The organism is Streptomyces sp. NPDC051172 (genome assembly GCF_040682555.1).
GTDB lineage: Bacteria > Actinomycetota > Actinomycetes > Streptomycetales > Streptomycetaceae > Streptomyces.
This window is the reverse complement of record NZ_JBFBBE010000048.1, coordinates 17,688-43,690: the sequence shown is the minus strand read 5'-3', so window position 1 is coordinate 43,690 and position 26,003 is coordinate 17,688. Positions and strand designations below refer to the sequence as shown.

26 protein-coding genes are annotated in these 26,003 nt (G+C 70.5%); 13 read left to right on the top strand and 13 right to left on the bottom strand.

The genetic code is table 11. From position 1 onward, the window contains the following. Positions 1-687: a response regulator transcription factor gene (locus AB0N07_RS26835; RefSeq protein ID WP_365839257.1), complete on the bottom strand. Its 687-nt coding sequence runs from the start codon at positions 685-687 to the stop codon at positions 1-3. A 297-nt stretch (positions 688-984) separates the two neighbouring features. Between AB0N07_RS26835 and AB0N07_RS26830 the strand changes: the two genes are divergently transcribed. The 8 genes from AB0N07_RS26830 to AB0N07_RS26795 all read left to right on the top strand — a co-directional run bounded on the left by AB0N07_RS26830 (position 985) and on the right by AB0N07_RS26795 (position 7,344). Continuing rightward, complete coding sequence (locus tag AB0N07_RS26830) at positions 985-1,761, top strand: amino acid ABC transporter ATP-binding protein (protein WP_365839255.1); 777 nt, start codon at positions 985-987, stop codon at positions 1,759-1,761. Between the two features lie 79 nt (positions 1,762-1,840). Next, positions 1,841-2,683, top strand: coding sequence for a glutamate ABC transporter substrate-binding protein (locus AB0N07_RS26825; protein WP_365839253.1), 843 nt, complete (start codon positions 1,841-1,843; stop codon positions 2,681-2,683). Between the two features lie 75 nt (positions 2,684-2,758). Next, positions 2,759-3,427, top strand: a complete 669-nt coding sequence (locus AB0N07_RS26820) for an amino acid ABC transporter permease (RefSeq protein ID WP_365839251.1) — start codon at positions 2,759-2,761, stop codon at positions 3,425-3,427. Beyond that, complete coding sequence (locus tag AB0N07_RS26815) at positions 3,424-4,356, top strand: amino acid ABC transporter permease (protein ID WP_365839249.1); 933 nt, start codon at positions 3,424-3,426, stop codon at positions 4,354-4,356. Before AB0N07_RS26820 ends, AB0N07_RS26815 begins: the two co-directional genes overlap by 4 nt. A gap of 175 nt (positions 4,357-4,531) precedes the next feature. Beyond that, positions 4,532-6,133 carry an FAD-dependent monooxygenase gene (locus AB0N07_RS26810; protein WP_365839247.1) on the top strand — a complete coding sequence of 534 codons (1,602 nt, stop codon included), beginning with the start codon at positions 4,532-4,534 and terminating at the stop codon, positions 6,131-6,133. 118 nt (positions 6,134-6,251) lie between these two features. Continuing rightward, positions 6,252-6,299, top strand: coding sequence for a hypothetical protein (locus tag AB0N07_RS26805; protein WP_309506048.1), 48 nt, complete (start codon positions 6,252-6,254; stop codon positions 6,297-6,299). 77 nt (positions 6,300-6,376) lie between these two features. Beyond that, positions 6,377-6,916, top strand: a complete 540-nt coding sequence (locus AB0N07_RS26800) for a cysteine dioxygenase (protein WP_365839245.1) — start codon at positions 6,377-6,379, stop codon at positions 6,914-6,916. Then, positions 6,913-7,344, top strand: a complete 432-nt coding sequence (locus tag AB0N07_RS26795) for a rhodanese-like domain-containing protein (RefSeq protein WP_365839243.1) — start codon at positions 6,913-6,915, stop codon at positions 7,342-7,344. The genes AB0N07_RS26800 and AB0N07_RS26795 overlap by 4 nt, the downstream gene beginning before the upstream one ends. A gap of 169 nt (positions 7,345-7,513) precedes the next feature. Here AB0N07_RS26795 and recX read toward each other — a convergent pair whose 3' ends face one another. Beyond that, positions 7,514-8,407: a recombination regulator RecX gene (recX, locus tag AB0N07_RS26790; RefSeq protein ID WP_365839241.1), complete on the bottom strand. Its 894-nt coding sequence runs from the start codon at positions 8,405-8,407 to the stop codon at positions 7,514-7,516. A gap of 3 nt (positions 8,408-8,410) precedes the next feature. Beyond that, a complete protein-coding gene (recA, locus tag AB0N07_RS26785; protein ID WP_365839239.1) occupies positions 8,411-9,535 on the bottom strand; it encodes a recombinase RecA in 1,125 nt (374 codons plus the stop codon). 361 nt (positions 9,536-9,896) lie between these two features. Between recA and AB0N07_RS26780 the strand changes: the two genes are divergently transcribed. Next, a complete protein-coding gene (locus AB0N07_RS26780; RefSeq protein ID WP_365839237.1) occupies positions 9,897-10,703 on the top strand; it encodes a hypothetical protein in 807 nt (268 codons plus the stop codon). Between the two features lie 30 nt (positions 10,704-10,733). Here the strand turns inward: AB0N07_RS26780 and AB0N07_RS26775 are convergent, their stop codons facing one another. After that, entirely contained in the window at positions 10,734-11,999 is a 1,266-nt protein-coding gene (locus AB0N07_RS26775) for an AI-2E family transporter (RefSeq protein ID WP_365839235.1), read from the bottom strand. A 60-nt stretch (positions 12,000-12,059) separates the two neighbouring features. Next, entirely contained in the window at positions 12,060-12,254 is a 195-nt protein-coding gene (locus AB0N07_RS26770; RefSeq protein WP_351482413.1) for a DUF3046 domain-containing protein, read from the bottom strand. Between the two features lie 80 nt (positions 12,255-12,334). Between AB0N07_RS26770 and AB0N07_RS26765 the strand changes: the two genes are divergently transcribed. Further along, the gene (locus tag AB0N07_RS26765) at positions 12,335-13,279 is read left to right on the top strand and encodes a hypothetical protein (RefSeq protein WP_365839233.1); all 945 of its coding nucleotides are present in this window, start codon (positions 12,335-12,337) and stop codon (positions 13,277-13,279) included. Positions 13,280-13,289: 10 nt separating this feature from the next. Here AB0N07_RS26765 and AB0N07_RS26760 read toward each other — a convergent pair whose 3' ends face one another. From AB0N07_RS26760 to AB0N07_RS26750, 3 genes are read right to left on the bottom strand one after another with little or no spacing between them, the layout of a single operon-like run. Further along, positions 13,290-13,598, bottom strand: coding sequence for an AzlD domain-containing protein (locus AB0N07_RS26760; RefSeq protein ID WP_365839231.1), 309 nt, complete (start codon positions 13,596-13,598; stop codon positions 13,290-13,292). Continuing rightward, complete coding sequence (locus tag AB0N07_RS26755) at positions 13,595-14,329, bottom strand: AzlC family ABC transporter permease (RefSeq protein ID WP_365839300.1); 735 nt, start codon at positions 14,327-14,329, stop codon at positions 13,595-13,597. Before AB0N07_RS26755 ends, AB0N07_RS26760 begins: the two co-directional genes overlap by 4 nt. After that, positions 14,230-15,222: an AraC family transcriptional regulator gene (locus AB0N07_RS26750; protein WP_365839229.1), complete on the bottom strand. Its 993-nt coding sequence runs from the start codon at positions 15,220-15,222 to the stop codon at positions 14,230-14,232. Before AB0N07_RS26750 ends, AB0N07_RS26755 begins: the two co-directional genes overlap by 100 nt. 286 nt (positions 15,223-15,508) lie before the next feature. Here AB0N07_RS26750 and AB0N07_RS26745 point away from each other — a divergent pair, with 286 nt between their 5' ends. Genes AB0N07_RS26745 through AB0N07_RS26735 form a run of 3 tightly spaced genes read left to right on the top strand, consistent with a single transcriptional unit; the run spans position 15,509 to position 22,243 of the window. Next, positions 15,509-20,554: an ATP-dependent helicase gene (locus tag AB0N07_RS26745; RefSeq protein ID WP_365839227.1), complete on the top strand. Its 5,046-nt coding sequence runs from the start codon at positions 15,509-15,511 to the stop codon at positions 20,552-20,554. A gap of 55 nt (positions 20,555-20,609) precedes the next feature. Further along, complete coding sequence (locus tag AB0N07_RS26740) at positions 20,610-21,446, top strand: DNA-formamidopyrimidine glycosylase family protein (RefSeq protein ID WP_365839225.1); 837 nt, start codon at positions 20,610-20,612, stop codon at positions 21,444-21,446. Positions 21,447-21,478: 32 nt separating this feature from the next. Next, positions 21,479-22,243, top strand: coding sequence for an SDR family NAD(P)-dependent oxidoreductase (locus AB0N07_RS26735; protein WP_365839223.1), 765 nt, complete (start codon positions 21,479-21,481; stop codon positions 22,241-22,243). On the opposite strand, the gene AB0N07_RS26730 is transcribed toward AB0N07_RS26735, so the two are convergent. The 5 genes from AB0N07_RS26730 to rimO all read right to left on the bottom strand — a co-directional run bounded on the left by AB0N07_RS26730 (position 22,191) and on the right by rimO (position 25,938). After that, positions 22,191-22,469, bottom strand: a complete 279-nt coding sequence (locus tag AB0N07_RS26730) for a hypothetical protein (RefSeq protein ID WP_365839221.1) — start codon at positions 22,467-22,469, stop codon at positions 22,191-22,193. The two genes, AB0N07_RS26735 and AB0N07_RS26730, sit on opposite strands and share 53 nt — an antisense overlap. Before the next feature lie 254 nt (positions 22,470-22,723). Continuing rightward, positions 22,724-23,098 (bottom strand): helix-turn-helix transcriptional regulator, encoded by a 375-nt coding sequence (locus AB0N07_RS26725; RefSeq protein WP_030947329.1) that lies wholly within the window; start codon positions 23,096-23,098, stop codon positions 22,724-22,726. A gap of 109 nt (positions 23,099-23,207) precedes the next feature. Beyond that, positions 23,208-23,753 (bottom strand): CinA family protein, encoded by a 546-nt coding sequence (locus AB0N07_RS26720; protein WP_365839219.1) that lies wholly within the window; start codon positions 23,751-23,753, stop codon positions 23,208-23,210. Beyond that, the gene (gene pgsA, locus AB0N07_RS26715) at positions 23,750-24,472 is read right to left on the bottom strand and encodes a CDP-diacylglycerol--glycerol-3-phosphate 3-phosphatidyltransferase (RefSeq protein WP_365839217.1); all 723 of its coding nucleotides are present in this window, start codon (positions 24,470-24,472) and stop codon (positions 23,750-23,752) included. Before pgsA ends, AB0N07_RS26720 begins: the two co-directional genes overlap by 4 nt. Further along, positions 24,469-25,938 (bottom strand): 30S ribosomal protein S12 methylthiotransferase RimO, encoded by a 1,470-nt coding sequence (gene rimO / locus AB0N07_RS26710; protein ID WP_365839215.1) that lies wholly within the window; start codon positions 25,936-25,938, stop codon positions 24,469-24,471. The genes pgsA and rimO overlap by 4 nt, the downstream gene beginning before the upstream one ends. Positions 25,939-26,003: the final 65 nt, after the last annotated feature.

Sequence of the window (26,003 nt, the reverse complement as noted above, 5' to 3'; positions counted from 1 at the left end):
CTACGAGGAAGGGGCGACGAGCCGGTAACCGACGCCGCGTACGGTCTCGATCAGGGCCGGCATGCGCAGCTTGGCGCGCAGGGACGCGACGTGCACCTCCAGGGTGCGTCCGGTCCCCTCCCAGCTGGTGCGCCACACCTCGCTGATGATCTGCTCCCGGCGGAAGACGACCCCGGGGCGCTGCGCGAGCAGGGCGAGGAGATCGAACTCCTTGCGGGTCAGTTGGACAACCGAACCGTCCACGCTGACCTGCCGGGTGGGCAGTTCGATGAGCATGGACCCGAGGCGCAGCTCGTGGTCGCCGCCCGCCGCGGCGTCCTCGTGGACGCTGCGCCGGCTGACGGCGTGGATACGGGCGAGCAGTTCCCCGGTGTCGTACGGCTTCACCACGTAGTCGTCGGCGCCGAGGTTGAGGCCGTGGATGCGGGAGCGGACGTCGGAGCGCGCGGTGACCATGATCACCGGTGTGCCGGTGCGCTTGCGGATCTTGCCGCAGACCTCGTAGCCGTCCTGGTCGGGCAGGCCCAGGTCGAGCAGGACGACGCCGAAGCCGTCCCCCTCCGGAACGAGCGCCTGGAGAGCTTCCTCGCCGCTGCGCGCGTGCGTGACGTCGAAACCGTGCCGCGCCAGAACCGCAGAAAGAGCGGCGGCGACATGGTTGTCGTCCTCGACGAGGAGCAGTCTCATCCGGGCCTCCTTCGGTTCATCGGCCTTACGAACAGGATGGGTACGAAACGCCTGGCACGCGCGCGTGCACCAACGCAGTCACGCTGATGGACGAGGACGGCGTCAAGTGGGTTCCGGTTGCGGACCGCATTAGTTACCCGGCCGATACGCGGCCCGCGCGCAAGTACTGCGAAGTGCTACGACACGTGTCCGATTGCTATCGGATCGTGATGCTCAGATTCCCCTCAGATGTAATGACGCTGGTGGAACGGGGTTACTACTGTCCTCCGAAACCGAGGAGGACGGAGCCCGATAGCGATGACCGAAGTATCGGTGGCCAAGGAAGATGTGGCCGCGACCGGCGAACTGGTCGTCCTGAAGAGCGTCAACAAGCACTTCGGCGCGTTGCACGTACTCCAGGACATCGACCTGACGATCGCCCGCGGCGAGGTCGTCGTGGTCATCGGGCCCTCCGGGTCCGGTAAGTCCACCCTGTGCCGCACCATCAACCGCCTGGAGACAGTCGACTCGGGCTCGATCACGATCGACGGCAAGGCGCTGCCCCAGGAGGGCAAGGAGCTGGCCCGGCTGCGTGCCGACGTGGGGATGGTCTTCCAGTCCTTCAACCTCTTCGCGCACAAGACCGTGCTCGAGAACGTGATGCTGGGCCAGATCAAGGTCCGCAAGGCCGACAAGAAGCAGGCCGAGGAGAAGGCCCGGGCCCTGCTCGACCGGGTGGGCGTGGCCCCCCAGGCGGACAAGTACCCCGCTCAGCTCTCCGGCGGCCAGCAGCAGCGCGTCGCCATCGCGCGGGCGCTGGCCATGGACCCGAAGGTCATGCTCTTCGACGAGCCGACGTCGGCCCTCGACCCGGAGATGATCAACGAGGTCCTCGAGGTCATGCAGCAGCTCGCCCGCGACGGCATGACCATGATCGTCGTCACCCATGAGATGGGCTTCGCACGATCGGCTGCAAACCGGGTGGTCTTCATGGCGGACGGCCGAATCGTCGAGGAGGCTGCGCCGGACCAGTTCTTCAGCAATCCGCGCAGCGACCGCGCCAAGGACTTCCTGTCGAAGATCCTTCACCACTGACGGCTCGCCCCGCCCGGCCATCGCCGGCTCTCCTCTATCCGCCGGCGCTCCTCTCTTCACCAGCCAAAGGATGTTCACCATGAAGCTCCGCAAGGTCACCGCCGCCTCGGCCGCCGTGCTCGCCCTCGCTGTGGCGGCTACGGCATGCGGTTCCAGCAACAACGACAAGGGCAGTGGCTCGTCCTCCGGCGGCGGCAAGAAGATCACTATCGGCATCAAGTTCGACCAGCCGGGCATCGGCCAGAAGACGCCTCAGGGCTACGCCGGCTTCGATGTCGATGTCGCCACCTACGTCGCCAAGAAGCTCGGCTACAGCGCCACCCAGATCGAGTGGAAGGAGTCGAAGAGCGCCGATCGCGAGACCATGCTGCAGCGCGGTGACGTCGACTTCATCGCCGCCTCGTACTCGATCACGCCGGAGCGCGAGAAGTCGGTCGACTTCGCGGGCCCGTACCTGCTGGCCCACCAGGACGTCCTGGTCCGCGCCAACGACAACTCCATCAAGTCGCCGGCCGACCTCAACAAGAAGAACCTGTGCTCGGTGACCGGCTCGACGTCGGCGCAGAACGTGCACGACAAGCTGGCCCCCAAGGCCCAGCTGCAGAAGTACCCGACCTACTCCGCCTGTCTGACCGGTCTGCAGAGCGGCGCGATCGACGCACTCACCACGGATGACTCGATCCTCGCCGGCTACGCCTCCCAGGCCCAGTACAAGGGCAAGTTCAAGCTGGGCGGCTTCAAGATGACCAACGAGAACTACGGCATCGGCGTCAAGAAGGGCAGCGCCCTCAAGGCCAAGATCAACAAGGCTCTCGAGGACATGGTCTCCGACGGCTCCTGGGAGTCGGCCGTGAAGAAGAACTTCGGCCCTGCGGGCTACAAGAACGAGCCCGCACCGAAGATCGGCGTCGTCAAGAGCTGAAGCAACGCCTGACGAGTGCGCCGCCCTCTGCGGCGGCGCACCGAAGCGTCCCTACACGCGGAAGCGCGGGAGATCGTGTTCGACTTTCTTGAAGGTTACGACGTGCTGGGGGCCTTCTGGACGACGGTGCAGCTGACACTGCTCGCCGCCGTCGGCTCCCTGATCTGGGGCACTCTGCTGGCCGCCATGCGCGTCGGGCCGGTGCCTCTGATGCGCGGTTTCGGCACCGTCTATGTGAATACCGTGCGGAACATTCCGTTGACCGTGATCATCCTGTTCACGTCGCTGGGCCTGGCCAACACCCTGGGCGTCACCCTCGGCGCGAAGGGGGTCATCGACACGCTCAACTTCCGGCTCGCTGTTCTCGGCCTGATCGCATACACGTCGGCGTTCGTGTGTGAGGCGGTCCGGTCCGGCATCAACACCGTGCCGGTCGGTCAGGCAGAGGCCGCCCGCGCGATCGGTCTTAGCTTCTCCCAGGTGCTCCGGCTGGTCGTACTGCCGCAGGCGTTCCGTTCGTCCGTGGGCCCGCTGGCGAACGTCCTGATCGCCCTTACGAAGAACACCACGGTGGCCGCCGCGATCGGTGTCGCCGAGGCTGCGACCCTGATGAAGACGATGGTCGAGAAGGAGGCCCAACTCATCCCGATCGCCGCGGTCTTCGCGCTGGGCTTTGTGATTCTGACGCTGCCGACCGGTCTGATCCTCGGCTGGGTGGGCAAGAAGGTGGCGATCAAGCGATGAGTTCCGTTCTCTACGACGCGCAGGGGCCGCGCGCCAAGCGGCGCAACATCCTCTTCACCGGCGTCTTCGTGGTCGCCCTCGCGGCGGTGGTGTGGTGGGTGTACACCAGTCTCGACGACAAGAATCAGCTCGAGTGGGCGCTGTGGAAGCCCTTCTTCTCCGGCACGGAGGCCTGGTCCACGTACATCTGGCCGGGTCTGCAGAACACGTTGAAAGCCGCCGCGCTGGCCATGGTCATCGCGCTGCCGCTCGGTGCCGTCCTGGGCATCGCCCGGCTCTCCGACCACGTCTGGGTCCGCGTACCGGCCGCGATCGTCGTGGAGTTCTTCCGGTCGATCCCGGTGCTGGTCCTGATGATCTTCGGGCAGGCCCTGTACGCCAACTACACCAACGTCAGTTCGGATGACCGCCCGCTGTACGCGGTTGTGACCGGCCTTGTGCTGTACAACGCCGCGGTCCTCGCGGAGATCGTCCGGGCCGGCATCCTGGCCCTGCCCAAGGGCCAGTCCGAGGCCGCCATGGCGATCGGGATGCGCAAGGGCCAGGTCATGCGGCTCATCCTGTTGCCGCAGTCGGTCACCGCAATGCTCCCGGCTATCGTCAGCCAGCTCGTCGTGATTGTGAAGGACACCGCCCTGGGCGGCGCGGTCCTCACCTTCCCGGAACTGCTCGCGTCGACGAACACGATGATCGGCTACTACGGCAACACCATCGCTAGCTTCACGGTCATCGCCGTGATCTACATCGCGCTGAACTTCTCGCTCACGACCTTCGCGAGCTGGCTCGAGGGCCGGCTCAGGCGCAGCAAGAAAAGCACGGGCGCGGTCCTCGGCGAGGACGCGGTCGAGGTCAACCCGGTGGCGGTGGGCGGTAGCTTTGGCACGGGGGGCGAAGGCGGTGGCACCTCCGGCAGCAGGACCTATCCCTGACGGCCAGTCAAACAGTATGAACGACACGGAGGCAGTGGCATGATCGCCACTGCCTCCGTCGCTTGACGCAAACCCCGCCAATGGGTTGCATACGTTCTGTGATCGTGCACCCTGCTCCAACTTCCTGTTCACATATGTCCGTCAGGACACCGCCGCGGGCAGGGGGCGCCACGCCGTGGACCCGGTGATCATCGTCGGAGCGGGGCCAGTCGGGCTCACGCTCGCCCTGGCGTTGGCCCGTCAGGAAGTGCCGTCCGTCGTGCTGGACGAGGGCCCCGGCAAGGACGAACCGCGCCCCGCGCGCACCGTGGTCCTGCGCGAGGACACCGCCGCGCTGATGGAGCGGCTGGCCGGCGTTCCGCTTGCACAGGAGGGGGCCCACTGGGCCGGATGGCGGTCGATGCGGCGCAAGCAGGTGATGCGCGAGGTCACGTTCGGCGGCGACGAACCCGCCCCGCTGCACATCGCCCAGCATGTCCTGACCGGCGCCCTGCGCGCCGCCCTGGCCACCGAGCCGCTCGTCGAGGTCGCCGTGGACAGCCGCCTCGACACCGTCGAGCAGGAGGCCTCCGGGGTCACCGCCCACACCCGCGGCCCCAAGGACACCTGGTGGCGCGGCAGTTACCTGGTCGGCTGCGACGGCCCGCGCTCCACCGTGCGCAAACTCCAGGACATCCGCTTCCCGGGCCGTACGGCGGTGGAGCGGCACGCCGTGGCCGCCCTGCGCACGGAACTTCCGTGGGCGAACGAAGCGTTGCTCCACCGGATGCCGCCGTGGCGGACGTCCGGGCCTTCGGCCGGGGAGGTGACCGCCCGCCCCCTCCCGGACGGTGTGTGGCGCCTGGACTGGCTGCTGCCGCCGGGCAAGGACCTGGTCACACCCGAACTGCTGCTGGCCCGCATCCGGGAGACCCTGGCCGGCTGGAGCGGGGGCCCGACACCGCCGTACGAGCTCCTCGACACCGGAGTCCACACGGTCCACCACCGTCTCGCCCGCCGCTGGCGGGTCCGCCGGGTCTTCCTCGCCGGGGACGCGGCGCATCTGCTCGGTGCGCTGGGCGCGCAGGGACTCGACGAGGGGCTCAGGGACGCCGACAACCTGGCCTGGAAGCTGGCGCTCGCCTGGCACCACGGACCGCACGAGGCGCTCCTCGACAGCTACCAGGCGGAGCGACGGGGAGTCGTCGCAGGCCGGCTGCGCGCCGCCGACCAGGTCCTGCCGCTCCTACGCGGCGGCGGAGGGCTGCGCTCGTACGTGCCCGGCTCGGCCCGCGGCCACGAGGCGCTGCTCACGGACGGTCATCTGGGGCGCGGAACACTCGGGGTGCCAGGGGCGTACGCCGCCTCCCCTCTCGCCCCCCAGCACCTCGAAGCCGAGGTCCCCGTGGACACAGCGCCCGGCGAGCCCGTCACCGATGTGCGGGTCACCGCGGAGGACGGCACGTTCGTACAGCTGCGGGACCGGCTCGGGCGCGGAGCCCTGCTGGTGGTGCTGATCGCGCCGGGCACGGCGGTGTGGGACCGCAAGCACTGGATGACCGCCGGGATCATGCCCCGGCTGGCGGCCGCGGTGGCCGCGCTGCCGCACCCCGCCGAGTTGCTGGTCGCGGAGAGCTACCCCGGCGCGGCGGCCCACACCGTTTTGCTGGTACGGCCGGACGGCCACCTGATCACGGCGCTGGGCGGAGTGCGTCCGGCCGAGCTCTACTCGGCGGCGGAGGCGACGCTGGGGGGACCGGCGAAGGCGGAGGCCACGGCCGGCTCACCCTCGAAGTGACCTTACTCACCGTCACACCGTGGTCCACATAGTGACGGTGAGTTGACCGCTCTACATCGTCAATGGTGTACTCCGGTACGTGACCGACACCTATGTGCGCCTGTGGCGGAGGGTCCATATGGACCTCGTCCGCTATGCGGGCTGCGTGTGTCGTCCGTCCTGCTGAATTCGCATCCCTCTTGCCGCGCGCGCCTTCCAGTGCTGCCGCGCGCCCCCGCGAACGCTCCTTCAGGACGGTGCCACGTGTCTGTCTCCCCTTCTGCCCCTCCGTCTGCCGCCGCAGCCACCCAGGCTCCGACACAGGCGGACCTCCTCGACTTCGTACGACGTACGGCCGCTGACGCGGAGCTGATCGCCTCCCTGCCGCTCGATCCCGAGGGCCGCACCTGGGTGCGCCTGGAGGGGCCCGGCGGCAGCGAGGCCTGGCTGATCGGCTGGCCGCCCGGCACGGGCACCGGCTGGCACGACCACGCCGAGTCGGTCGGCGCCTTCGTGACTGCGTCCGGTGAGCTCAGGGAGAACTCGCTCACCGCCCGGCTGCCCGCCGACGGCTGGAAGACCCTGGAACTCACCGACGGCGTGGACCGGGAGCGGCAGCTGCCGGCCGGCAAGGGTCGCGCCTTCGGCCGCCACCATGTCCACGAGGTGCTCAACGAGTCCACCGACGAACACGCGGTCTCCGTCCACGCCTACTACCCGCCGCTGCCGCAGATCCGCCGCTACAGCCGTGTGGGCCAGGTCCTGCGCCTGGAGCAGGTCGAGCGCCCGGAGGACTGGCAGTGAGCGGCGACGGTCCGGTCGGCGGGCAAGCGGGCGGCACGGGTGAACAGCCCGTCGGCATCGACGAGTTGCTGGAGCGGGTGCGCGGAGGCTACGAGCGGATCGAGCCGAAGGAGGCGTACGACGCTGCTCGCGCCGGCGACGCGCTCCTGGTCGACATCCGATATGCCGCCCTGCGCGAGCGGGACGGGCTGATCCCGGGCGCCCTCGTCGTCGAGCGCAACGAGCTGGAGTGGCGCCTCGACCCGCAGGGCAGCCACCGCGTGCCCGAGGCCACGAGTCACGAGGTGCGGGTCGTGGTGATCTGCAACGAGGGCTATGCGTCGAGCCTCGCGGCGGCCTCCCTGCACGGTCTGGGGCTGGGACGAGCCACGGATCTGGTCGGCGGGTTCCAGGCGTGGAAGGCGGCGGGGCTGCCGGTGACGTCATAGGCGGTCGGCGATCGGTCGTCGCAGACGCCGGTACTCAGCAGCCGCTCGACATGGCCTCGGCGCGGGCGACAGCACCGGCAAGGAGGGACCGCGCCGCCGGGTTCGACGGTCACGCCGTACCGAGCGCGGCACGCATCCCGGCGGCCACACCTCTGTGGCTCCTGCCCCGTCAGAACCCCTCGTCCCCGAGGAACTCCGTGTCCTCCCCCTCCTCCTCCAGCGCCTGCCGCACCACCCGCAGCGCCATGCCCTCGGAGTAGCCCTTGCGGGCGAGCATGCCCGCGAGGCGACGCAGGCGCTTGTCGCGGTCGAGGCCGCGGGTGGAGCGCAGCTTGCGGGCGACGAGTTCGCGCGCGGTCGCCTCTTCCTGCTCCGAGTCGAGCTGGGAGACGGCCGCGTCGATCAGCGTGGAGTCGACGCCCTTGGTCCGCAGTTCCTGGGCCAGTGCCCGCCGGGCGAGCCCCCGGCCGTGGTGCCGGGACTCCACCCAGGCGTCCGCGAACGCGCTGTCGTTGATCAGCCCGACTTCCTCGAACCGTGACAGCACCTCCTCGGCGGCCTGGTCCGGAATCTCCCGCTTGCGCAGGGCGTCGGCGAGCTGCTTGCGCGTGCGCGGGGTCCCGGTGAGCAGGCGCAGGCAGATCGCCCGTGCCTGCTCCACCGGGTCCCCTGAGGACTCCTCCTGCTCGGCCCTCGACGAGGAGGCGGAGCCCCCGTCCTCACCGGACGGCTCACCGCGGCGCCGCTGCCGACGCCCGCGGGAGCCGCCCGCCCCACGAGCCCGGCCGCCACGGCGCGAACCACCGTCCGACGAGCCCAAACCGTCCGGTCCCCCGTCGTCCGGCCACTCGCTGCCGCCCGGCTCTTCGCCGTACGACCCCCCGGTGCCGTACGCCGTCGTGCCGCGTGACCTCGCGCGGTCCTGTCCCCCGTGCGTGCCGTGCCCCACATCGGCCCCGTACTCATCACCGTCCGCCCCGGCAAGAGCCGCGTCGCCTCTCCCGCCCCGCCCTCGCGGAGGGTCCGGGTAGGCGTACTCGGCCCAGTCGGTTCGCCGTGTCATACGTCAGCTCTTGGCAGCCGGAGCCTTGGCCTTGGCCGCCTTGACCGCAGGAGCGGGCACCGCCTTCGCGGCCTCGTCCGCGGTGGCGGAGACGGCGGCGTCCGCGCCCGGCTCAGCGGTGGGCTCCTCCGGACGCACGCCGACGCCCAGCTTCTCCTTGATCTTCTTCTCGATCTCGTTGGCCAGGTCGGGGTTGTCCTTCAGGAAGTTGCGCGCGTTCTCCTTGCCCTGGCCGAGCTGGTCGCCCTCGTACGTGTACCAGGCGCCGGCCTTACGGACGAAGCCGTGCTCCACGCCCATGTCGATCAGGCCGCCCTCGCGGCTGATGCCCTGGCCGTAGAGGATGTCGAACTCGGCCTGCTTGAAGGGCGGGGCGACCTTGTTCTTGACGACCTTGCAGCGGGTGCGGTTACCGACCGCCTCGGTGCCGTCCTTCAGGGTCTCGATGCGGCGGATGTCGATGCGCACCGAGGCGTAGAACTTCAGCGCCCGGCCACCGGTCGTGGTCTCCGGGGAGCCGAACATCACGCCGATCTTCTCGCGGAGCTGGTTGATGAAGATCGCGGTGGTCTTGGACTGGTTGAGCGCGCTGGTGATCTTCCGCAGGGCCTGGCTCATCAGACGGGCCTGGAGACCGACGTGGCTGTCGCCCATCTCGCCCTCGATCTCCGCACGCGGGACGAGCGCGGCGACGGAGTCGATGACGATGAGGTCGAGGGCGCCGGAGCGGACCAGCATGTCCACGATCTCCAGGGCCTGCTCGCCGTTGTCCGGCTGGGAGAGGATCAGGTTGTCGATGTCGACGCCGAGCTTCTTCGCGTACTCGGGGTCGAGGGCGTGCTCTGCGTCCACGAAGGCGACCTGGCCGCCGGCCTTCTGCGCGTTCGCCACCGCGTGCAGGGTCAGGGTCGTCTTACCGGAGGACTCCGGGCCATACACCTCCACGACACGGCCACGCGGCAGGCCGCCGACGCCGAGAGCGACGTCGAGTGCGGTCGACCCGGTGGGGATGACCTCGATGGGCTCGTTCGGTCGCTCGCCGAGGCGCATCACAGCGCCCTTGCCGAACTGCCGTTCAATCTGTGCGAGCGCGGCGTCGAGCGCCTTCTCGCGGTCGGTTCCTGCCATGGGTTCCACCCGGTTTGCTTGAGTCGATCGCTTCACGTCAAAGACGCTAACGCCTGCCACTGACAATGCGCCCCGACGCCCGTCCGGCCTGTGGATAACTCGGGTACATCTCCGCCAAAACCGCGGCGAATTACCCGTCGAGAGCCTCGCCGGAACCTCCATAAGAATGGATGTTCGATTTTCGTGTCAAGCGCACCATGCGACACCTCCGACCCTACGTCCGCGGTCCGACAACGGGCCGGACTGCGAGCCGTGCGGCCGTTGTTCGTGCCTGCGCCCCGTTCGGCTACTCCCCACGGCGTACGGCGGGTGTCTTCGGCCGGACGACGACCGAAGGGGGCGCTCTCGCGAGGCTGAGGGCATGGAGACGACGAAGCTCACCCGGGAAGACGGCACGGCGGAACGTCCCCCTGTCGTTGCCGCCACGGCGGGGGACCGCCCGGCGGAGCGCCTCTGCCACACGGTCGGACTTCTTCTGATCCTCTCCGGCCTCGTGCACCTGGTGGTGTTCGCTGCCGACGGCGGCCCCTGGGACGGGCCCGTCTCCTGGCGCAAGCCCGTCACCTTCGGACTGTCCTTCGGGGCGACGCTGATCGCGGTGACCTGGGTGACGTCGTATCTGCGCATCGGTTCGCGGCTGCGCGCTCTGCTGCTCGTCGTGTTCGCCGCCGACTGCGTCGTGGAGGTCGGCGGTATCACTCTTCAGGCCTGGCGCCGGGTGCCCTCGCACCTCGACATGGAGACACCGTTCGACACCGCGGTGTCCATGACGCTCGCGGTGGGCGGTGGTGTCCTCGTGGTGCTGCTCACCTTGTTCGCCGTCGCGTCGTTCCGGCACCGACCCGCAGGTCCCGCGGGGATGGCGCTCGCGGTGCGTTCCGGCTTCGCGATCCTGCTCGTCGCGCTCTCTTCGGGCGCAGCGATGATCGCGCGCGGCGTCGTGCTCACCCGGACCGGACACCAGGAGGCGGCCTACCACTCGACGGCGTCGCTCAAGCCGCTGCACGGAGTCAGCCTGCATGCGGTGCTCGTCCTGCCGGTGCTGGCCCGGCTGCTGTCCGGCACGTCCTGGAGCGAGACGGTCCGGCGGCGGATCGTGGCCGCGGCGACCGGTTGCTACGTGGCCGCCGTCATCGGCGCCGGGGTGTGGGCCGTCCTCACGTACTGAGCCGGTTGTGCCCGCTCATCGGGCCGTGCCTCAGGAGGAACCCTCCCCGGATTCCATCGCTTCGTCCTGTGCCATCCCTGGCTGCCGTATCCACAACTGCCTCGCGCGCGTGAGCAGACCAGGCCCCGATCCCCCTCTGCGGTGGCCGTGGACACGAGGGTCGTCCGTGACGGCGTACCGCTTCACGTACGCCCCCAGGAACGCCTGCAGAGTGGCGACCGCGGGGATGGCGATCAGCGCGCCGACGGCGCCGAGGAGCGCGGTGCCGGCGATGACCGAACCGAAGGCGACGGCGGGGTGGATGTCGACGGTCTTCGCGGTCAGCTTGGGCTGCAGCATGTAGTTCTCGAACTGCTGGTAGACCACGACGAAGATCAGCACCCACAGCGCGTACCAGGGATCGACGGTGAAGGCGATCAGCATGGGCAGGGCGCCTGCGAGGTAGGTGCCGATGGTCGGGATGAACTGGGAGACCAGGCCCACCCAGACGCCGAGCACGGGCGCGTAGGGCACACCAAGGATCTGCAGCAGGATGTAGTGCGCTATGCCGGAGATGAGCGCCATCAGGCCGCGCGAGTATATGTAACCGCCGGTCTTGTCGACGGCGATCTCCCACGCACGCAGCACCTCGGCCTGACGCGCGGGCGGCAGGACGGAGCAGATCGCGCGGCGCAGCCGCGGGCCGTCTGCGGCGAAGTAGAACGAGAACAGCGCGACCGTCAGCAGCTGGAAGAGACCGCCGATGACCTGGGCGGACACGTCCAGCACCCCGGTGGCGCTGTTCTGCACGTAGTTGCGCAGCCAGTTGGAGCGGAGCAGGCCCTCCTGGACGTCGACCCGTCTGAGCTCGGTGTGGAAGTGCGTGTTGACCCAGTTGATGACGGAGTCGAGGTAGTTCGGGAACTCCTCGACGATCTTGATGATCTGTCCCGCGAGCATGGAACCGAGCAGGGTCACGAAGCCCGCCGCCATGATCATTACGGCGAGGAAGACGAAGCCCGTGGCCAGCCCCCTGCGTATGCCGCGCGAGGCCATCCAGCTCACCGCGGGCTCGACGGCCAGAGCCAGGAAGAACGCGATGAGAATGTTGATCAGCAGGCCGGTGAGCTGGTGGAACGCCCAAGTGCCCAGCTGGAAGGCAGCGTAGAGGGCGAGGACGAGCACCACGGCGCGCGGCAGCCAGCGCGGCATGCGCACGCTCGGCCCGGCGGCGTCGGCCGGGCGTCTGCCGGGCGGCGTCGTGCCGAACGGGGATGCGTGCTGGGCCGTCTGCCCGGCCTCGTCAGTGGGTGCCACGGATCAAGTCTCGCCCACTGGTCTGACAATCAACTACCGTCCTGCGATCTTCGTGACCGATCAGTGCTTCTCCCGCGGAACGTCCATGACTGTGCAGACCACGCGCCACACGTCCTTGGCATCCCAGCCGGCGTCCAGCGCCCCGCGCACCGTGCGACCGCCGAGCTCCGCCATCACGTGGTCGCGTGCGAAGGTGTCGGCGTATCCCGGACCGAAGTGATCCGCCATCCGCTGCCAGAAGACCGTCAACCGCATGACTCCAGTATCCCGCCCCTGAGGGTGGGCCTGAGCCGGGACCCCTTGCCGAGACCGCTTTCCGCCCTACGGTCTGACGCATGTCCGAAACAGGAGCTTCCCCACTCCCTGCCTCGCCCCCGGCACGCTCCCCGCTCTTCCGCGCCGAGCACTTCGTCTGGCTCACCGCGCGCGTGCTGGAACAGCGCCTCTTCGCGTACCACTTCCTGAACGGGGGCGCCGACCCGGTGGAGACCGCGCTGGACGCGTACCGCAACGAGGACGGCGGGTACGGCCACGCGCTGGAGCCCGATCTGCGCGGCCCGGTCAGCCAGCCGCTGCACACTGTGCACGCGCTGCGTGTTCTGGATGCCATCGGGCGCTGTGGCGGACAGCGGGTGGAGCGCGTGTGCCGCCATCTGACGGCTGTGTCCACGACGGACGGTGCCCTGCCGGCGATCCGTCCCAGCCAGCGCGGCTATCCGGCGGCCCCTTTCATGCCGATCGTGGACGACCCGCCCAGCGAACTCCTCACCACGGGCCCGGTGGTGGGCCTGCTGAACCGCAACGAGGTGTGGCATGCCTGGCTGTTCAGGGCCACGGACTTCTGCTGGCATGCGGTCGAGTCGCTGGAGAAGTCCCACCCCTACGAGATCGAGGCCGCCGTGGCCTTCCTGGACTCCGCTCCCGATCGCCCGCGCGCGGAGGCGGCTGCCGACCGTCTCGGCCGCCTGGTGCGCGAACACCGGCTCGCGGCTCTGGAGCCCGACCGCCTCGACGCATACCCGGTCGCCCTCGGCTACGCGCCTGATGCGCACCACTTCCCGCACGACTACGCGAAGACGCCGGGCTCTCTGGCGCGCGCGTGGTTCACGGATGCGGAGATGACGCGCTCACTCGACTTCCTCGCGGAGGGGCAGCACGAGGACGGCGGCTGGCCCGTCCGCCGGCACCGGTGGGCACCGGGAACCGCCCTGGAAGCTCGCCCCATGGCGACGATCGAGGCGCTGCACACCCTCAGGGCGCACGGGCGTCCCATCGGCTGACCCGGCGCCGTCACCCGCCCATGGCGCGCACTCCGGCGGTCACCACGACGGCCGCCGCCACCACGAGCAGGAACGGGGCGCGCAGGACCAGCGCCACGGCGGCTGCGGCGAGCCCTGCGACCCGCGCATCGAGCACCAGGGCGTGCCCGTCGGCGAAGGTCTGCTGGGCCGTGAGAGCGGCGAGAAGGGCCACCGGCAACATCGCGGCCAGACGCCTGACGAGCGGCTTCTCGAGCACGCCCGCGGGTACGAGCAGTCCGGCGAGCTTGACGACGTAACAGCCGAAGGCGGTCGCGCCGATCGCGATCCAGGTGTTCAACGGTCCTCCCCTGGTACGTCGTTCTCGAGTGCTTCCTTGCGTGACGTGCCCCGGCGGCGGCCCTCAAGGCAGAGCACGCCGGGCGCTGCCAGCGCGGCCACCAGGACAGGCACTCCGGCGGGCAGCACGGGCAGCAGACCGAGCCCCAGAAGGACGGCGAGGCCGGCCACCGCGCGCTCGGTGGTGGTCTTGACCATCGGCGCGAGCAGAGCGAGGAAAACGGCCGGCCCGGCGGCGTCGAGGCCCCATGCGTCCGTGTCCCCGATGGCGTCGGCGCCCAGTGCGCCGAGGAACGTGGTGAGGTTCCACAGCAGGTACAGGCTGAGCCCGGTGACGGCGAAGCCGATGCGCGTACCCCGCCGGGTGGGCTGTGCCAGCGCGACCGCGGTGGTCTCGTCGATGACCCACTGGGCGGCGAACGGCCGCACCGCGCGCGGGAGTGCCAGCAACTGCGACAGACGGAGCCCGTAGAACGCGTTGCGCACCCCCAGGAAGAAGGCGCCCGCCGCTGCCGTGAGCGGGTTGCCACCGGCCGCGAGCGCCCCCACGAGGGCGAACTGGGATGCACCGGTGAACACCAGGAGGCTGAGCGCGCACGTCTGCAGCAGCGTGAGCCCGCTGCCGGCCGAGGTCACCCCGAAGGCGAAGCCGGACAGTCCGACGGCGACGCCGACTCCGAGCGCATCCCGTACGACGGCGGAATCCGCTTTTCCTCCGTCTTCCGGACGTATGCCTGTGAGAGCTGTCTGTTCTGCCACGCACCCGACGGTAGGAGCAGTCCCCCTCGCGCGTCTTGTACGTTCTTGCGCTCACGCCGGTACGCCCCAGGGGGCACACCGACGATCCGGGTGAAGTGCCGGTTCAGGTGCGGCTGATCGGTGAACCCGACGGCGACGGCAGTCTCCGCGGGCGTCGTGCCGGCGTCCAGAAGCCGCCGCGCCCGCCGTACCCGCGCGTCCGTGAGCCAGGTGTGCGGCGGCATCCCGTAGGTGTCCCGGAACGCCCGCAGCAGAGCGAACGGACTGGTACCGAGATCGGCCGCAAGCCTCTCCAGGGTCGGAGGCTCGGCCAGCCGCTCCTCCAGCACTGCACGCGCGCGTGCCGCGATCCGGGCACCCGCCGTCCGCACCTCCCGCTGCGGCAACGACCCACCATTGAGCCGCAGCAGCCTCGTCACCGCGACCCGCAGCAGCGTGTCGGCGGCCAGGGCATTGCCGTCCTCCGCGGCACGCAGCACCTGATGCACAAGTCCCACCGTGTACGGATCGTCGAGCACCGGACTGACGAACCCGGGCGTTCCCCGGATGAACGTGGTCTCGGCCGCGATCTCGGCCACCACCTCCGGCGACGGATACACGGCCCCGTACCGCCACCCCTCGGGCACACCGGCCCGCCCCGTGTGCGGGGTGTCCGGATTGACCAGCGCGAGCGCCCCCGCCCCCGCGTACTGATCGGCCCCGCGATGGTGAAAGACCTCGACCCCGTCGGCGATGGCGGCGATGACGAAGTTCTCGTGCGTATGCCGCACGAACTCCTTGCGGATGTACCGGGCACGCAGCAGATCGACCCCGGGCAGCTCGGCGTACTGCCAGTGCCGAGCCAACTCCTTCCCCGAACCCGCCATACCGCCATTCTCCGTCGACCCGGCCCAAAGCAGCCCCCACGCCCGCACCCCCACCCACCCGCAGCCGCCGCCGCACGGGAGCGGGTCGCGGCGGTGCGGCGCAGCCCGCCGCGCACGTCGTCCCGCTGCCGGCCCCGCCGACACCAGGCCGATCTCCCGCGGGCGGCGGGCTCGCCACACCGCCGCGACCCCGACCCACGACGAACCACATCGCGCCCGGCCCAAGCTCAGCGCCGCGAAAACGCAGGCCAGAGCCATTGTCAGTGGCCGGGTGCAGGATGGACGCATGGTCAGCTCCGCACACCGAGCCCTCGACGGCTTCTCCCCCGCGACCCGCGGCTGGTTCACGGGGGCCTTCTCCGCGCCCACCGCGGCCCAGGCAGGCGCGTGGCAGGCCATCAGAGAGGGCTCGGACGTGCTGGTGGTCGCCCCCACCGGCTCCGGCAAGACCCTGGCTGCGTTCCTCGCCGCCCTGGACCAGCTGGCCTCGACACCGCCGCCCGCAGACCCCCGGAAGCGCTGCCGCGTCCTGTACGTGTCCCCGCTCAAGGCTCTCGCAGTCGACGTCGAGCGCAACCTCCGCAGCCCCTTGACCGGTATCCGCCAGGAATCCGTGCGCCGGGGGCTGCCCGAGCCCGAGGTGAAGGTGGGCATCCGCTCCGGCGACACCCCGGCCGCCGAGCGCCGCGCCCTGTCCACCCGCCCCCCGGACATCCTGATCACCACCCCGGAGTCCCTGTTCCTGATGCTGACGTCGGCCACGCGCGACGCGCTGACCGGCATCGAGACGGTGATCCTCGACGAGGTGCACGCGGTGGCGGGCACCAAGCGCGGCGCGCATCTCGCGCTCTCCCTGGAGCGGCTGGACGAGATCCTGCCGAAGCCGGCCCGCCGCATCGGCCTGTCGGCGACGGTCCGCCCGGTCGACGAGGTCGCGCGGTATCTCTCTCCGCGCCGCAAGGTGGAGATCGTCCAGCCGAAGTCGGGCAAGGAGTTCGACCTCTCGGTGGTCGTCCCGGTCGAGGACCTGGGAGAACTGGGCGGCTCCCCGGTCGCCGACGGGTCGGAGGGCACGGAGCGCCCGTCGATCTGGCCGCATGTCGAGGAGCGGATCACCGACCTCGTCCAGGCACACCGTTCCACGATCGTGTTCGCCAACTCCCGTCGTCTCGCGGAGCGCCTGTGCAACAGGCTCAATGAGATCGCGTACGAGCGGGCCACCGGCGAGACGCTGGACGAGCACCACGCCCCGGCCGAGCTCATGGGCGGCTCCGGAGCGGCGCAGGGTGCACCACCCGTCATCGCCCGTGCCCACCACGGCTCGGTCTCCAAGGAGCAGCGCGCCCTCGTCGAGGAGGACCTCAAGGCGGGCCGCCTGCCCGCCGTGGTCGCCACCTCCAGCCTCGAGCTGGGCATCGACATGGGTGCCGTGGACCTCGTCGTCCAAGTGGAGTCCCCGCCGTCCGTCGCCTCCGGTCTGCAGCGCGTGGGCCGCGCGGGACACCAGGTGGGCGCGGTCTCCACCGGCGTGGTCTTCCCCAAGTACCGCGGCGACCTCGTCCAGGCGGCGGTGGTCACCGAGCGCATGCGCACCGGCTCCATCGAATCCCTGAAGGTCCCCGCCAACCCCCTGGACGTGCTGGCACAGCAACTGGTGGCGATGACGGCCCTGGACACCTGGCAGGTCGACGACCTGCTCGCCACGGTCCGCCGGGCCGCGCCCTTCGCCTCGCTCCCGGAGTCGGCTTTCACGGCGGTCCTCGACATGCTCGCGGGCCGCTATCCGTCCGACGCGTTCGCCGAGCTGCGCCCGCGCGTGGTGTGGGACCGCGTCGCCGGCACGGTCACCGGCCGCCCCGGTGCTCAGCGCCTCGCCGTCACCTCCGGCGGCACCATCCCCGACCGCGGGCTCTTCGGGGTCTTCCTCGCCGGAGCCGACCCCAAGAAGGGCGGGGGCCGGGTCGGCGAGCTCGACGAGGAGATGGTCTACGAGTCACGCGTGGGCGATGTGTTCACGCTCGGCACCAGTTCCTGGCGCATCGAGGACATCACCCGCGACCGCGTCCTGGTCTCCCCCGCTCCGGGCGTACCGGGACGGCTCCCCTTCTGGAAGGGCGACCAGCTCGGCCGCCCGCTCGAACTGGGCCGCGCGGTCGGCCAGTTCCTGCGCGAGGTCGGTTCGCTGCCCAAGGAGGACGCCCGGCTGCGCCTCCTCGCGGCGGGCCTGGACGCCTGGGCCGCGGACAACGTCCTGTCCTATCTGGACGAGCAACGCGAGGCCTGCGGTCATGTCCCGGACGACCGCACCATCGTCGTGGAGCGCTTCCGCGACGAGCTCGGCGACTGGCGGGTCGTCGTCCACTCCCCCTTCGGTGCCCAGGTGCACGCGCCGTGGGCACTAGCTCTCGGCGCCAAGCTCTCCGAGCGGTACGGCATGGACGCCCAGGTCATGCACGCCGACGACGGCATCGTGCTGCGCCTCCCGGACGCCGACCTCATGGGCCTGGACCTGCTCGACCAGGAGCCGATGAAGGCGGGCACGGAGTACGACGCCGACCAGGCACCCGTCGGCGCCGCGGACGTCGTCTTCGACAAGGGCGAGGTCGACCAGGTGGTCACCGACCAGGTGGGCAGCTCCGCCCTGTTCGCGTCCCGCTTCCGCGAGTGCGCGGCCCGCGCGCTGCTGCTGCCGCGCCGCAACCCGGGTAAGCGCACCCCGTTGTGGCAGCAGCGCCAGCGCGCCTCCCAACTGCTGCAGGTGGCCAGCGAGTTCGGCTCGTTCCCGATCGTCCTGGAAGCAGTCCGTGAGTGCCTTCAGGACGTCTTCGACGTCCCCGGCCTCGTCGAGCTGATGGGTGACCTGGAGTCCCGCAAGGTACGCCTGGTCGAGGTCACCACCCCCGAGCCCTCCCCCTTCGCCCGTTCCCTCCTCTTCGGATACGTCGCCCAGTTCCTCTACGAGGGGGACTCGCCGCTCGCCGAGCGCCGCGCCGCCGCGCTCTCCCTGGACTCGCGGCTGCTGGCCGAGCTGCTGGGCCAGGCGGAGCTGCGCGAGCTGCTCGACGCCGAGGTGCTGACCGAGCTGGAGCGGGAGCTCCAATGGCTCACCGAGGACCGGCGCGTCAAGGACGCCGAGGGTGTCGCCGACCTGCTGCGCCTGCTCGGCCCGTTGACCGACGCGGAACTGGCGGAGCGCGGCGCCGAGCCGCAGTGGGCGCAGGAGCTGGCCCGCGCCCGCCGCGCGATCAGGGTCCGCATCGCCGGCGTGGACCACTGGGCGGCGATCGAGGACGCGGGCCGCCTGCGCGACGCCCTCGGCACGGCCCTGCCGGTCGGCGTCCCGGAGGCTTTCACGGAGCCGGTGAAGGACCCCCTCGGCGACCTCTTCGCCCGCTACGCCCGCACCCACGGCCCCTTCACATCGGCCACCGCGGCGGCCCGTTTCGGCCTGGGGGTGGCCGTCACGGAAGGCGCACTCCAGCGCCTCGCTGCGAACGGTCGTGTCGTGCAGGGCGAGTTCCATCCGGCGGGCATCGGGCAGGAGTGGTGCGACGCGGCAGTGCTGCGCCGACTGCGCCGCCGTTCCCTGGCCGCGCTACGGCACGAGCTGGAACCGGTGGCACCGGCCGCGCTCGCCCAGTTCCTGCCGCAGTGGCAGCACATCGGCAAGGGGCACGGCCTGCGCGGTGTCGACGGACTGGTGCGTGCCGTCGAGCAGTTGCAGGGCGCATCGGTGCCGGCGTCGGCCCTGGAGAAGCTGGTGCTGCCGTCCCGTGTCGCCAACTACACGCCCGCGATGCTCGACGAGCTCACCGCCGCCGGAGAGGTCGTCTGGGCCGGCGCAGGCGCCCTTCCCGGCAAGGACGGCTGGGTCTCCCTCTACCTGGCGGACGCTGCTCCCCTGCTCCAGCCCCCGCCACACCCGCTGGAACTGACCGCGCTCCACCAGTCCGTACTGGACGCGCTCTCCGGGGGCTACGGCCTGTTCTTCCGCCAGATCGCCGACCAGATCCGTGCGACCACCCACCCCGACGTCACCGATCCGCAACTCGCCGACGCCGTCTGGGACCTGGCCTGGTCCGGACATCTCACGAACGACACATTGGCGCCCATGCGCTCGCTGCTGGGCTCGGGCCGCACCGCGGGCTCCACAGCCCACCGCGCCAAGCGCAGTGTCCCTCGCGGGCGTTACGGCTCCCTGACCGCCGCGGCCCGCCCAGCCTCCCGCAGCGGTCCACCGACCGTCGCCGGCCGCTGGTCCCTGCTCCCGGCACGGGAGACGGACCCGACGGTGCGCGCGCACGCCGTCGCCCGTACCCTCCTCGACCGGCACGGCGTGGTCACCCGGGGCGCCGTCTCCGCGGAAGGTGTCGAGGGCGGCTTCTCGGCGACGTACCGCATCCTGTCCGCCTTCGAGGAGAGCGGCCAGGCACGGCGCGGCTATGTCGTGGAGGGGCTGGGCGCGGCCCAGTTCGCGATGGACGGCGCGGTGGACCGCCTGCGCGCGGTCTCCAACGCCCGCGACCGCGGTGAAACCCTGCCGCAGCCGTCGGCCGACGGCACACCGAGCGGCTTCCCCGCCGGTCCCTTCGGCTCCTCCCACGCCTTCACCGCGCCCGGCGACCCGAGCGCCGGAACGCCCCACGGACACACACCACACAGCTCCGAAGATCCCGACACCTTCGACTGGACGGCCGGCTTCGACTCGGGGAGCGGCCCCGCCCGGAGCGGGGACCGTGCCGGCCGGGACCGGCCCGAGTTCGACATCACCGGCTTCGAGGACGACTTCGGTCTCCCGCCCGCCCGCACCTCACGGGACGAATACGTCTCGCCCCGCGACTTCGCGTCCCCAGGCGCAGGCGGCCCCCGAAACGGCCCCGGCACGACACCCGTCCCGTACGGCTCTGCTTTCCCCGATCGACGCCCCCGCCCCACTCCCGACTCCCGAGCCGTCGTCCTCGCCGCAGCCGATCCGGCGAACGCGTACGGCGCTGCGCTGCCCTGGCCGGAGCCCCCGACCGGCGCGGGGCACAAGCCGGGGCGAAAGGCGGGCTCCCTGGTGGTCCTCGTCGACGGTGAGCTGACGCTCTACATGGAGCGCGGCGGCAAGACACTGCTGGCCTGGCCCGCCGACCCGGAAGGCACCGCCACCGAGGACCCACGTCTGCAGGCAGCCGCGCAGGCTCTTGCCGCAGCCGCCCGAGCAGGCTCCCTCGGCACCGTCACGGTGGAGCGGGTCAACGGCGCCTCGGCCCTGACGTCCCCCATCGGCACCCTCCTGGAAGGAGCAGGCTTCATCGCAACTCCGCGAGGCCTGAGGCTGCGGGCGTAACCACAGGGGCTCGCTCTCCGAGCCCGCGAGTGCCCGCCCGTGACACCCTTGCCCCATGCCCGAAGGAGACACGGTCTGGCAGACGGCGAGACGCCTGCACGACGCCCTCGCCGGCAAGGTGCTGATCCGTAGCGACTTCCGGGTGCCCAAGTACGCCACGACCGACCTCACGGGCCGCACCGTCCTGGACGTCACCCCACGCGGCAAGCACCTCCTGACGCGTATCGAGGGCGGCCTGACGCTCCACTCCCACCTGAGGATGGACGGCTCCTGGAAGGTGTACGCGAACGGCATGCGCTGGACCGGCGGCCCGTCCCACCAGATCCGCGTGATCCTGGGCAACGCCGACCGCACAGCAGTCGGCTACCGCCTCCCCGTCCTCGACCTCCTGCGCACCGCCGACGAACAGCGCGCCGTCGGCCATCTCGGCCCCGACCTCCTCGGCCCGGACTGGGACCCGGAGCAGGCGCTGGCCAACCTGCTCGCCGACCCCGCCCGCCCGCTCGGCGAGGCCCTCCTGGACCAGCGCAACCTCGCCGGCATCGGCAATGTCTACAAGAGCGAGCTCTGCTTCCTGCTCGGCGCCACCCCCTGGCTCCCCATCGGCGCACTGCCCGCCGACCGCGCGACGAAGCTGCCCGCACTCGCCAAGAAGCTCCTGGAGGCCAACCGCGACCGCCCGGTCCGCACCACGACGGGCCGCCGCGGCCAGGAGTTGTTCGTGTACGGCCGCGCACCCCGCCCATGCCTGCGCTGCCACACCTCCGTCCGCGTGGCCGACCAGGGCGACGGCTCCCGCGAACGCCCCACCTACTGGTGCCCGAGCTGCCAGACGGGACCGGCGCCGAGCACCGCCCCATCCCGCACAACTCCACGCCGTACGACTAATTGACGGTCCGTCAGGAACCCTCGTACCGTCCCTTCATGCCCGTCAAGGCGTACGAACTCACCGGACGCACCGCATTCGTCACCGGAGCGGCCGGCGGCATCGGCCGCGCCTCGGCCGTGCTGCTCGCCGAAGCCGGCGCCACGGTCCACTGCGCCGACCGCGACGCACAGGGCCTGCACGAGACGGCGGCCCTGATCAAGGACGGTGGCGGCACCGCCCGTGTCCACCATTTGGACGTCACCGACCGGGGGCAGCTCGGACAGGCCGTCGAATCCTGCGAGCGCCTGGACGTGATGGCCGCGGTGGCCGGGATCATGCACAGCAGCCCGGTCCTGGAGACCCGGGACGAGGACCTCGACCGGGTCCTGAGCGTGAACTTCAAGGGAGTGCTGTACGCCTGCCAGGAGGCCGCCCGTCTGATGGTGGACCGGAAGACCGGCGGCAGCATCATCACCATGGCCTCCAGCGCCGTCGACACCGGCCGTCCCGGCCTCCTCTGCTACGGCGCGGCCAAAGCGGCCGTCGTCCAGCTGACGAAGACCCTGGCGAACGAGGTCGGCCGACATGGAATCCGGGTCAACGCCGTCGCCCCCGGATGGATCCGCACCCCCATGACCGACCGCCATGAAGCCGAGGCACAGGCCAAGACCGAGGCGCTGATGGCCCGGATGTCACCGCTGGGCCGGGTCGGCGAACCGGAGGACGTCGCTCACACCGTGCTGTATCTGGCCTCCGACGCCTCGTCGTTCACGACGGGCCAGATCCTGCGTCCGAACGGCGGGGTGGCGATGCCGTGGTGACGCGGGCCGTCCGCCAGGCCACCCGCCACCGCCCTGCCCCCATGGCGCCCGTCGCCCGCCGCTTCGGCACACAGTGCACCGGCAGCAGTCCGAGCCCCCAGCCCCCGGCGGCGACCGCCCCCTCCAGCACGCCGGCCCCGGGCGCAAACGCAAGCCGCAGCACCGCCCACCACCACAGCACCCCAAGCCCGAGAAACGCCCCCCAGTGCACTGTCGGCCGTGCCATGGACGCCACCTCCGGCCCCGAAGCTAGACCGCCGCCTTCACCCCCGGAAAGGGCGCATCGACGGCACATGGGCGCAACGCATCGCAGGCATCCACCATGACCGCCGCGAGCCGCACCGGCAAACGGACCCGCACAGCCGTACAGGGCGCCCCGACAACACGAAAAAACCCCGACCGCACCTCCCCAGTTCTCCCTGGAGAAGCCCCGGCCGGGGCCTTGCACGTGCACGTCGGCTCAAGCCACGCGCGTGAACGTCACGCGGCGACCACGTCCACCGCCTCGGCGGGCGCCTTGATGGTCACCCGTTCCGGTGGCACACCGGTCACCGACACGGAACCCAGCATCGGACGAACCGGCGCGGGCACAGGCTCGGTGGCCGCAGCAGACTGGGCCAGCTCGGCAAGGGCGAGCTCGTCGCTCACTTCTCGCATGAGCTCGGACATCCGTACGTCCAGCGCGTCGCAGATGGCGGAGAGCAGTTCGGAGGAAGCCTCCTTCTGCCCCCGCTCCACCTCGGAGAGATAGCCGAGTGAGACTCGGGCGGACGAGGAGACTTCGCGCAGAGTACGGCCCTGGCGCTGGCGCTGCCGACGCAGCACGTCACCCAGCAGGCGACGGAGCAGAATCATCGGTGGCTCCCTCCTCGGACCGCGTAGCCGCATCCTTCACGCCCCACCGTACCGCCTCGCGCTGCGGCCGTGCGGGGAGCGATGTCGTGTTCACTCAGGGCTGCAAACATCAAAACCCCCCGTTCTGTTCCGTATCCTGTGCCAGCTCATTCCCGGACTGTTCGCTCGCAAGCTCCTTCAGGAGCAGTGCGAGTACGCTCCGTACACTCTCCATACGAATTTCCGCGCGGTCGCCGTTCAACCGCAGGGCCTCGACTTTTCCGCCACCGGCGGAACCGGAATCCGCTCCGAAGGGGCCGTCCACGGCCACGAAAACCGTCCCGACGGGCTTCCCGTCCTGGGGTTCCGGACCCGCGACACCGGTCGTCGCGATGCCCCAGTCGGCGCCCAGCGCCTTGCGTACGCCGACCGCCATCTGGGCCGCGACCTGCGGGTCCACCGCTCCGCGCTGTGCCAGCAGGGTGTCGTCGACGCCCAAGATCTCGTGCTTCAACTCGGTGGCGTAGGCGGTCACCGAACCGCGGAACGCCTTGGACACTCCTGGGGCGGCTGTGATTTCCGCCGCAACCAGCCCGCCCGTGAGCGACTCGGCGACCGCGAGGGTCTCGCCCCTCACCGTCAGTAGTCGTACGACGTCGGCGGCCGGAGAGTTCACGCTTCCGTCTCCTCCAACGCGGTCTTGCGCTCGGCGATTCCCTGCCTGCGCAGCACAATGGCCTGTCTTACATAGTCGAGCCCGGTCGCCACGGTCAGCACGACCGCCGCCGCCATCACCCAGAACCTCAGGCTGGCCAGCCAGCCCGTCAGCGCCAGGACGTACATCCCCACGGCCACGCCCTGGGTGAGCGTCTTCAGCTTGCCGCCACGGCTCGCCGGTATGACGCCGTACCGGATGACGAGGAAACGCAACAGCGTGATCCCCAGTTCCCGGCCCAGGATGACGATCGTCACCCACCACGGCAGGTCGCCCAGCGAGGAGAGACAGATCAGCGCCGCCCCCATGATCGCCTTGTCGGCAATGGGATCGGCGATCTTTCCGAAGTCGGTGACGAGGTCATAGGTGCGCGCCAGATGACCGTCGAAGAGATCGGTGATCATGGCGATGGCGAAGGCGGCCCAGGCGAAAGAGCGCCATGCCGGGTCGTACCCGCCGTCGGCCAGCATCAGCGCGACGAAGCCGGGCACGAGGAGCAGCCGGAGCATGGTGAGCAGGTTGGCGACGTTCCAGACGCTGGCCTGGTTGACGGCCGCGGCGGCCAGCTTCCCGCTCCTCGGGGACTTCGCCCCTGTCTGCCGGTCGGAAGCGGCGGGGCCGGCCTGCGAGGAATCCGCCGGGGAGGAGCCGTTCGCCGCCGATGCCGGTACTCCGGTCATCTGCCCGCCTCCTCACTACACCCGAGCGAGCCCGTCAGCGGCTCGGCAACCAGGTCGACACCTTCCGTACCGACCACCTTCGCCTCGACCATACGGCCGACGCTCAGGCCTTCGCCGCTCGTGAGCAGCACCTGGCCGTCCGTCTCCGGCGCCTGGTGCGCCCCGCGGCCGTACACGCCGTCCTCGTCCACGGACTCCACGAGCACGTGCACGGTCTCGCCCAGGCGTTCCTCGGCACGCTGCGAGACGAGCTCCTCGGCCAGCCGGGAGACACGTGCCAGCCGCTCCGCGACGACGTCCTCGCCCAGCTTGTTGTCGTACGTCGCCGCCTCCGTGCCCTCCTCGTCGGAGTAGCCGAAGACGCCGATGGCATCGAGCCGCGCGCCGTTCAGGAACCGCTCCAGCTCCGCCAGGTCGTCCGCGCTCTCGCCCGGGAAGCCCACGATGAAATTGGAGCGCACGCCTGCCTGCGGAGCCTTGCTCCGGATGGTGTCGAGCAGCTCCAGGAAGCGGTCGGTGTCACCGAAGCGGCGCATCGCGCGCAGCACGCCGGGGGCGGAGTGCTGGAAGGACAGGTCGAAGTACGGGGCGATCTTCGGCGTCGAGGTCAGGACGTCGATCAGCCCGGGACGCATCTCGGCCGGCTGGAGATAGCTCACACGCACGCGCTCCAGGCCGTCGACCTCGGCGAGCTCCGGCAGAAGCGACTCCAGCAGGCGGATGTCGCCGAGGTCCTTGCCGTACGAGGTGTTGTTCTCGGAGACCAGCATGATCTCCTTGACGCCCTGCTCGGCCAGCCACCGCGTCTCGTTCAGCACGTCGCTGGGGCGGCGGGAGATGAAGGAACCGCGGAAGGACGGGATGGCGCAGAAGGAGCAGCGCCGGTCGCAGCCGGAGGCGAGCTTCACCGAGGCGACCGGGGCGCCGTCCAGGCGGCGGCGCAGGGGCGCACGGGGGCCGGAGGCGGGCGCCAGCCCGTCCGGGAGATCCGCCGGGCCGTGCCCCGGCAGCGCGACCTCGGTCGCGGATTCCTGGCGCTCGGCGGGGCTGATCGGCAGCAGCTTGCGTCGGTCGCGCGGGGTGTGGGAGGCGTGGATGCCGCCGTTCAGGATGGTCTGCAGACGGTCGGAGATGTCCGCGTAGTCGTCGAAGCTGAGTACGCCGTCTGCCTCGGGGAGGGCCTCGGCGAGCTCCTTGCCGTACCGCTCGGCCATGCAGCCCACCGCCACGACGGCCTGGGTTCTGCTGTGGCCCTTGAGGTCGTTGGCCTCCAGGAGGGCGTCGACGGAGTCCTTCTTGGCGGCCTCGACGAAGCCACAGGTGTTGACGACGGCGACGTCCGCTTCCGCGGCGTCCTCCACGAGCTCCCAGCCGTCCGCCTCCAAGCGGCCTGCGAGCTCCTCCGAGTCCACCTCGTTACGGGCGCAGCCAAGGGTGACGAGTGCGACGGTACGGCGTTCAGGCATGCGCTCAAGACTACTTTGTCTGACTGACAGCCCACGTCGACGGGGTTGGCCGATCGTGGCCAACC

Bases quoted from the DNA above. Each gene is read 5' to 3' on its own strand.
- AB0N07_RS26765 (WP_365839233.1), top strand. From the start codon at position 12,335: ATGTCCGAAACAGGAGCTTCCCCACTCCCTGCCTCGCCCCCGGCACGC.
- pgsA (WP_365839217.1), bottom strand. From the start codon at position 24,472: ATGACCGGAGTACCGGCATCGGCGGCGAACGGCTCCTCCCCGGCGGAT.
- AB0N07_RS26735 (WP_365839223.1), top strand. From the start codon at position 21,479: ATGCCCGTCAAGGCGTACGAACTCACCGGACGCACCGCATTCGTCACC.
- recX (WP_365839241.1), bottom strand. From the start codon at position 8,407: ATGACACGGCGAACCGACTGGGCCGAGTACGCCTACCCGGACCCTCCG.
- AB0N07_RS26830 (WP_365839255.1), top strand. From the start codon at position 985: ATGACCGAAGTATCGGTGGCCAAGGAAGATGTGGCCGCGACCGGCGAA.
- recA (WP_365839239.1), bottom strand. From the start codon at position 9,535: ATGGCAGGAACCGACCGCGAGAAGGCGCTCGACGCCGCGCTCGCACAG.
- AB0N07_RS26780 (WP_365839237.1), top strand. From the start codon at position 9,897: ATGGAGACGACGAAGCTCACCCGGGAAGACGGCACGGCGGAACGTCCC.
- AB0N07_RS26745 (WP_365839227.1), top strand. From the start codon at position 15,509: ATGGTCAGCTCCGCACACCGAGCCCTCGACGGCTTCTCCCCCGCGACC.
- AB0N07_RS26740 (WP_365839225.1), top strand. From the start codon at position 20,610: ATGCCCGAAGGAGACACGGTCTGGCAGACGGCGAGACGCCTGCACGAC.
- rimO (WP_365839215.1), bottom strand. From the start codon at position 25,938: ATGCCTGAACGCCGTACCGTCGCACTCGTCACCCTTGGCTGCGCCCGT.
- AB0N07_RS26835 (WP_365839257.1), bottom strand. From the start codon at position 687: ATGAGACTGCTCCTCGTCGAGGACGACAACCATGTCGCCGCCGCTCTT.
- AB0N07_RS26825 (WP_365839253.1), top strand. From the start codon at position 1,841: ATGAAGCTCCGCAAGGTCACCGCCGCCTCGGCCGCCGTGCTCGCCCTC.
- AB0N07_RS26750 (WP_365839229.1), bottom strand. From the start codon at position 15,222: ATGGCGGGTTCGGGGAAGGAGTTGGCTCGGCACTGGCAGTACGCCGAG.
- AB0N07_RS26730 (WP_365839221.1), bottom strand. From the start codon at position 22,469: ATGGCACGGCCGACAGTGCACTGGGGGGCGTTTCTCGGGCTTGGGGTG.
- AB0N07_RS26725 (WP_030947329.1), bottom strand. From the start codon at position 23,098: ATGATTCTGCTCCGTCGCCTGCTGGGTGACGTGCTGCGTCGGCAGCGC.
- AB0N07_RS26815 (WP_365839249.1), top strand. From the start codon at position 3,424: ATGAGTTCCGTTCTCTACGACGCGCAGGGGCCGCGCGCCAAGCGGCGC.
- AB0N07_RS26770 (WP_351482413.1), bottom strand. From the start codon at position 12,254: ATGCGGTTGACGGTCTTCTGGCAGCGGATGGCGGATCACTTCGGTCCG.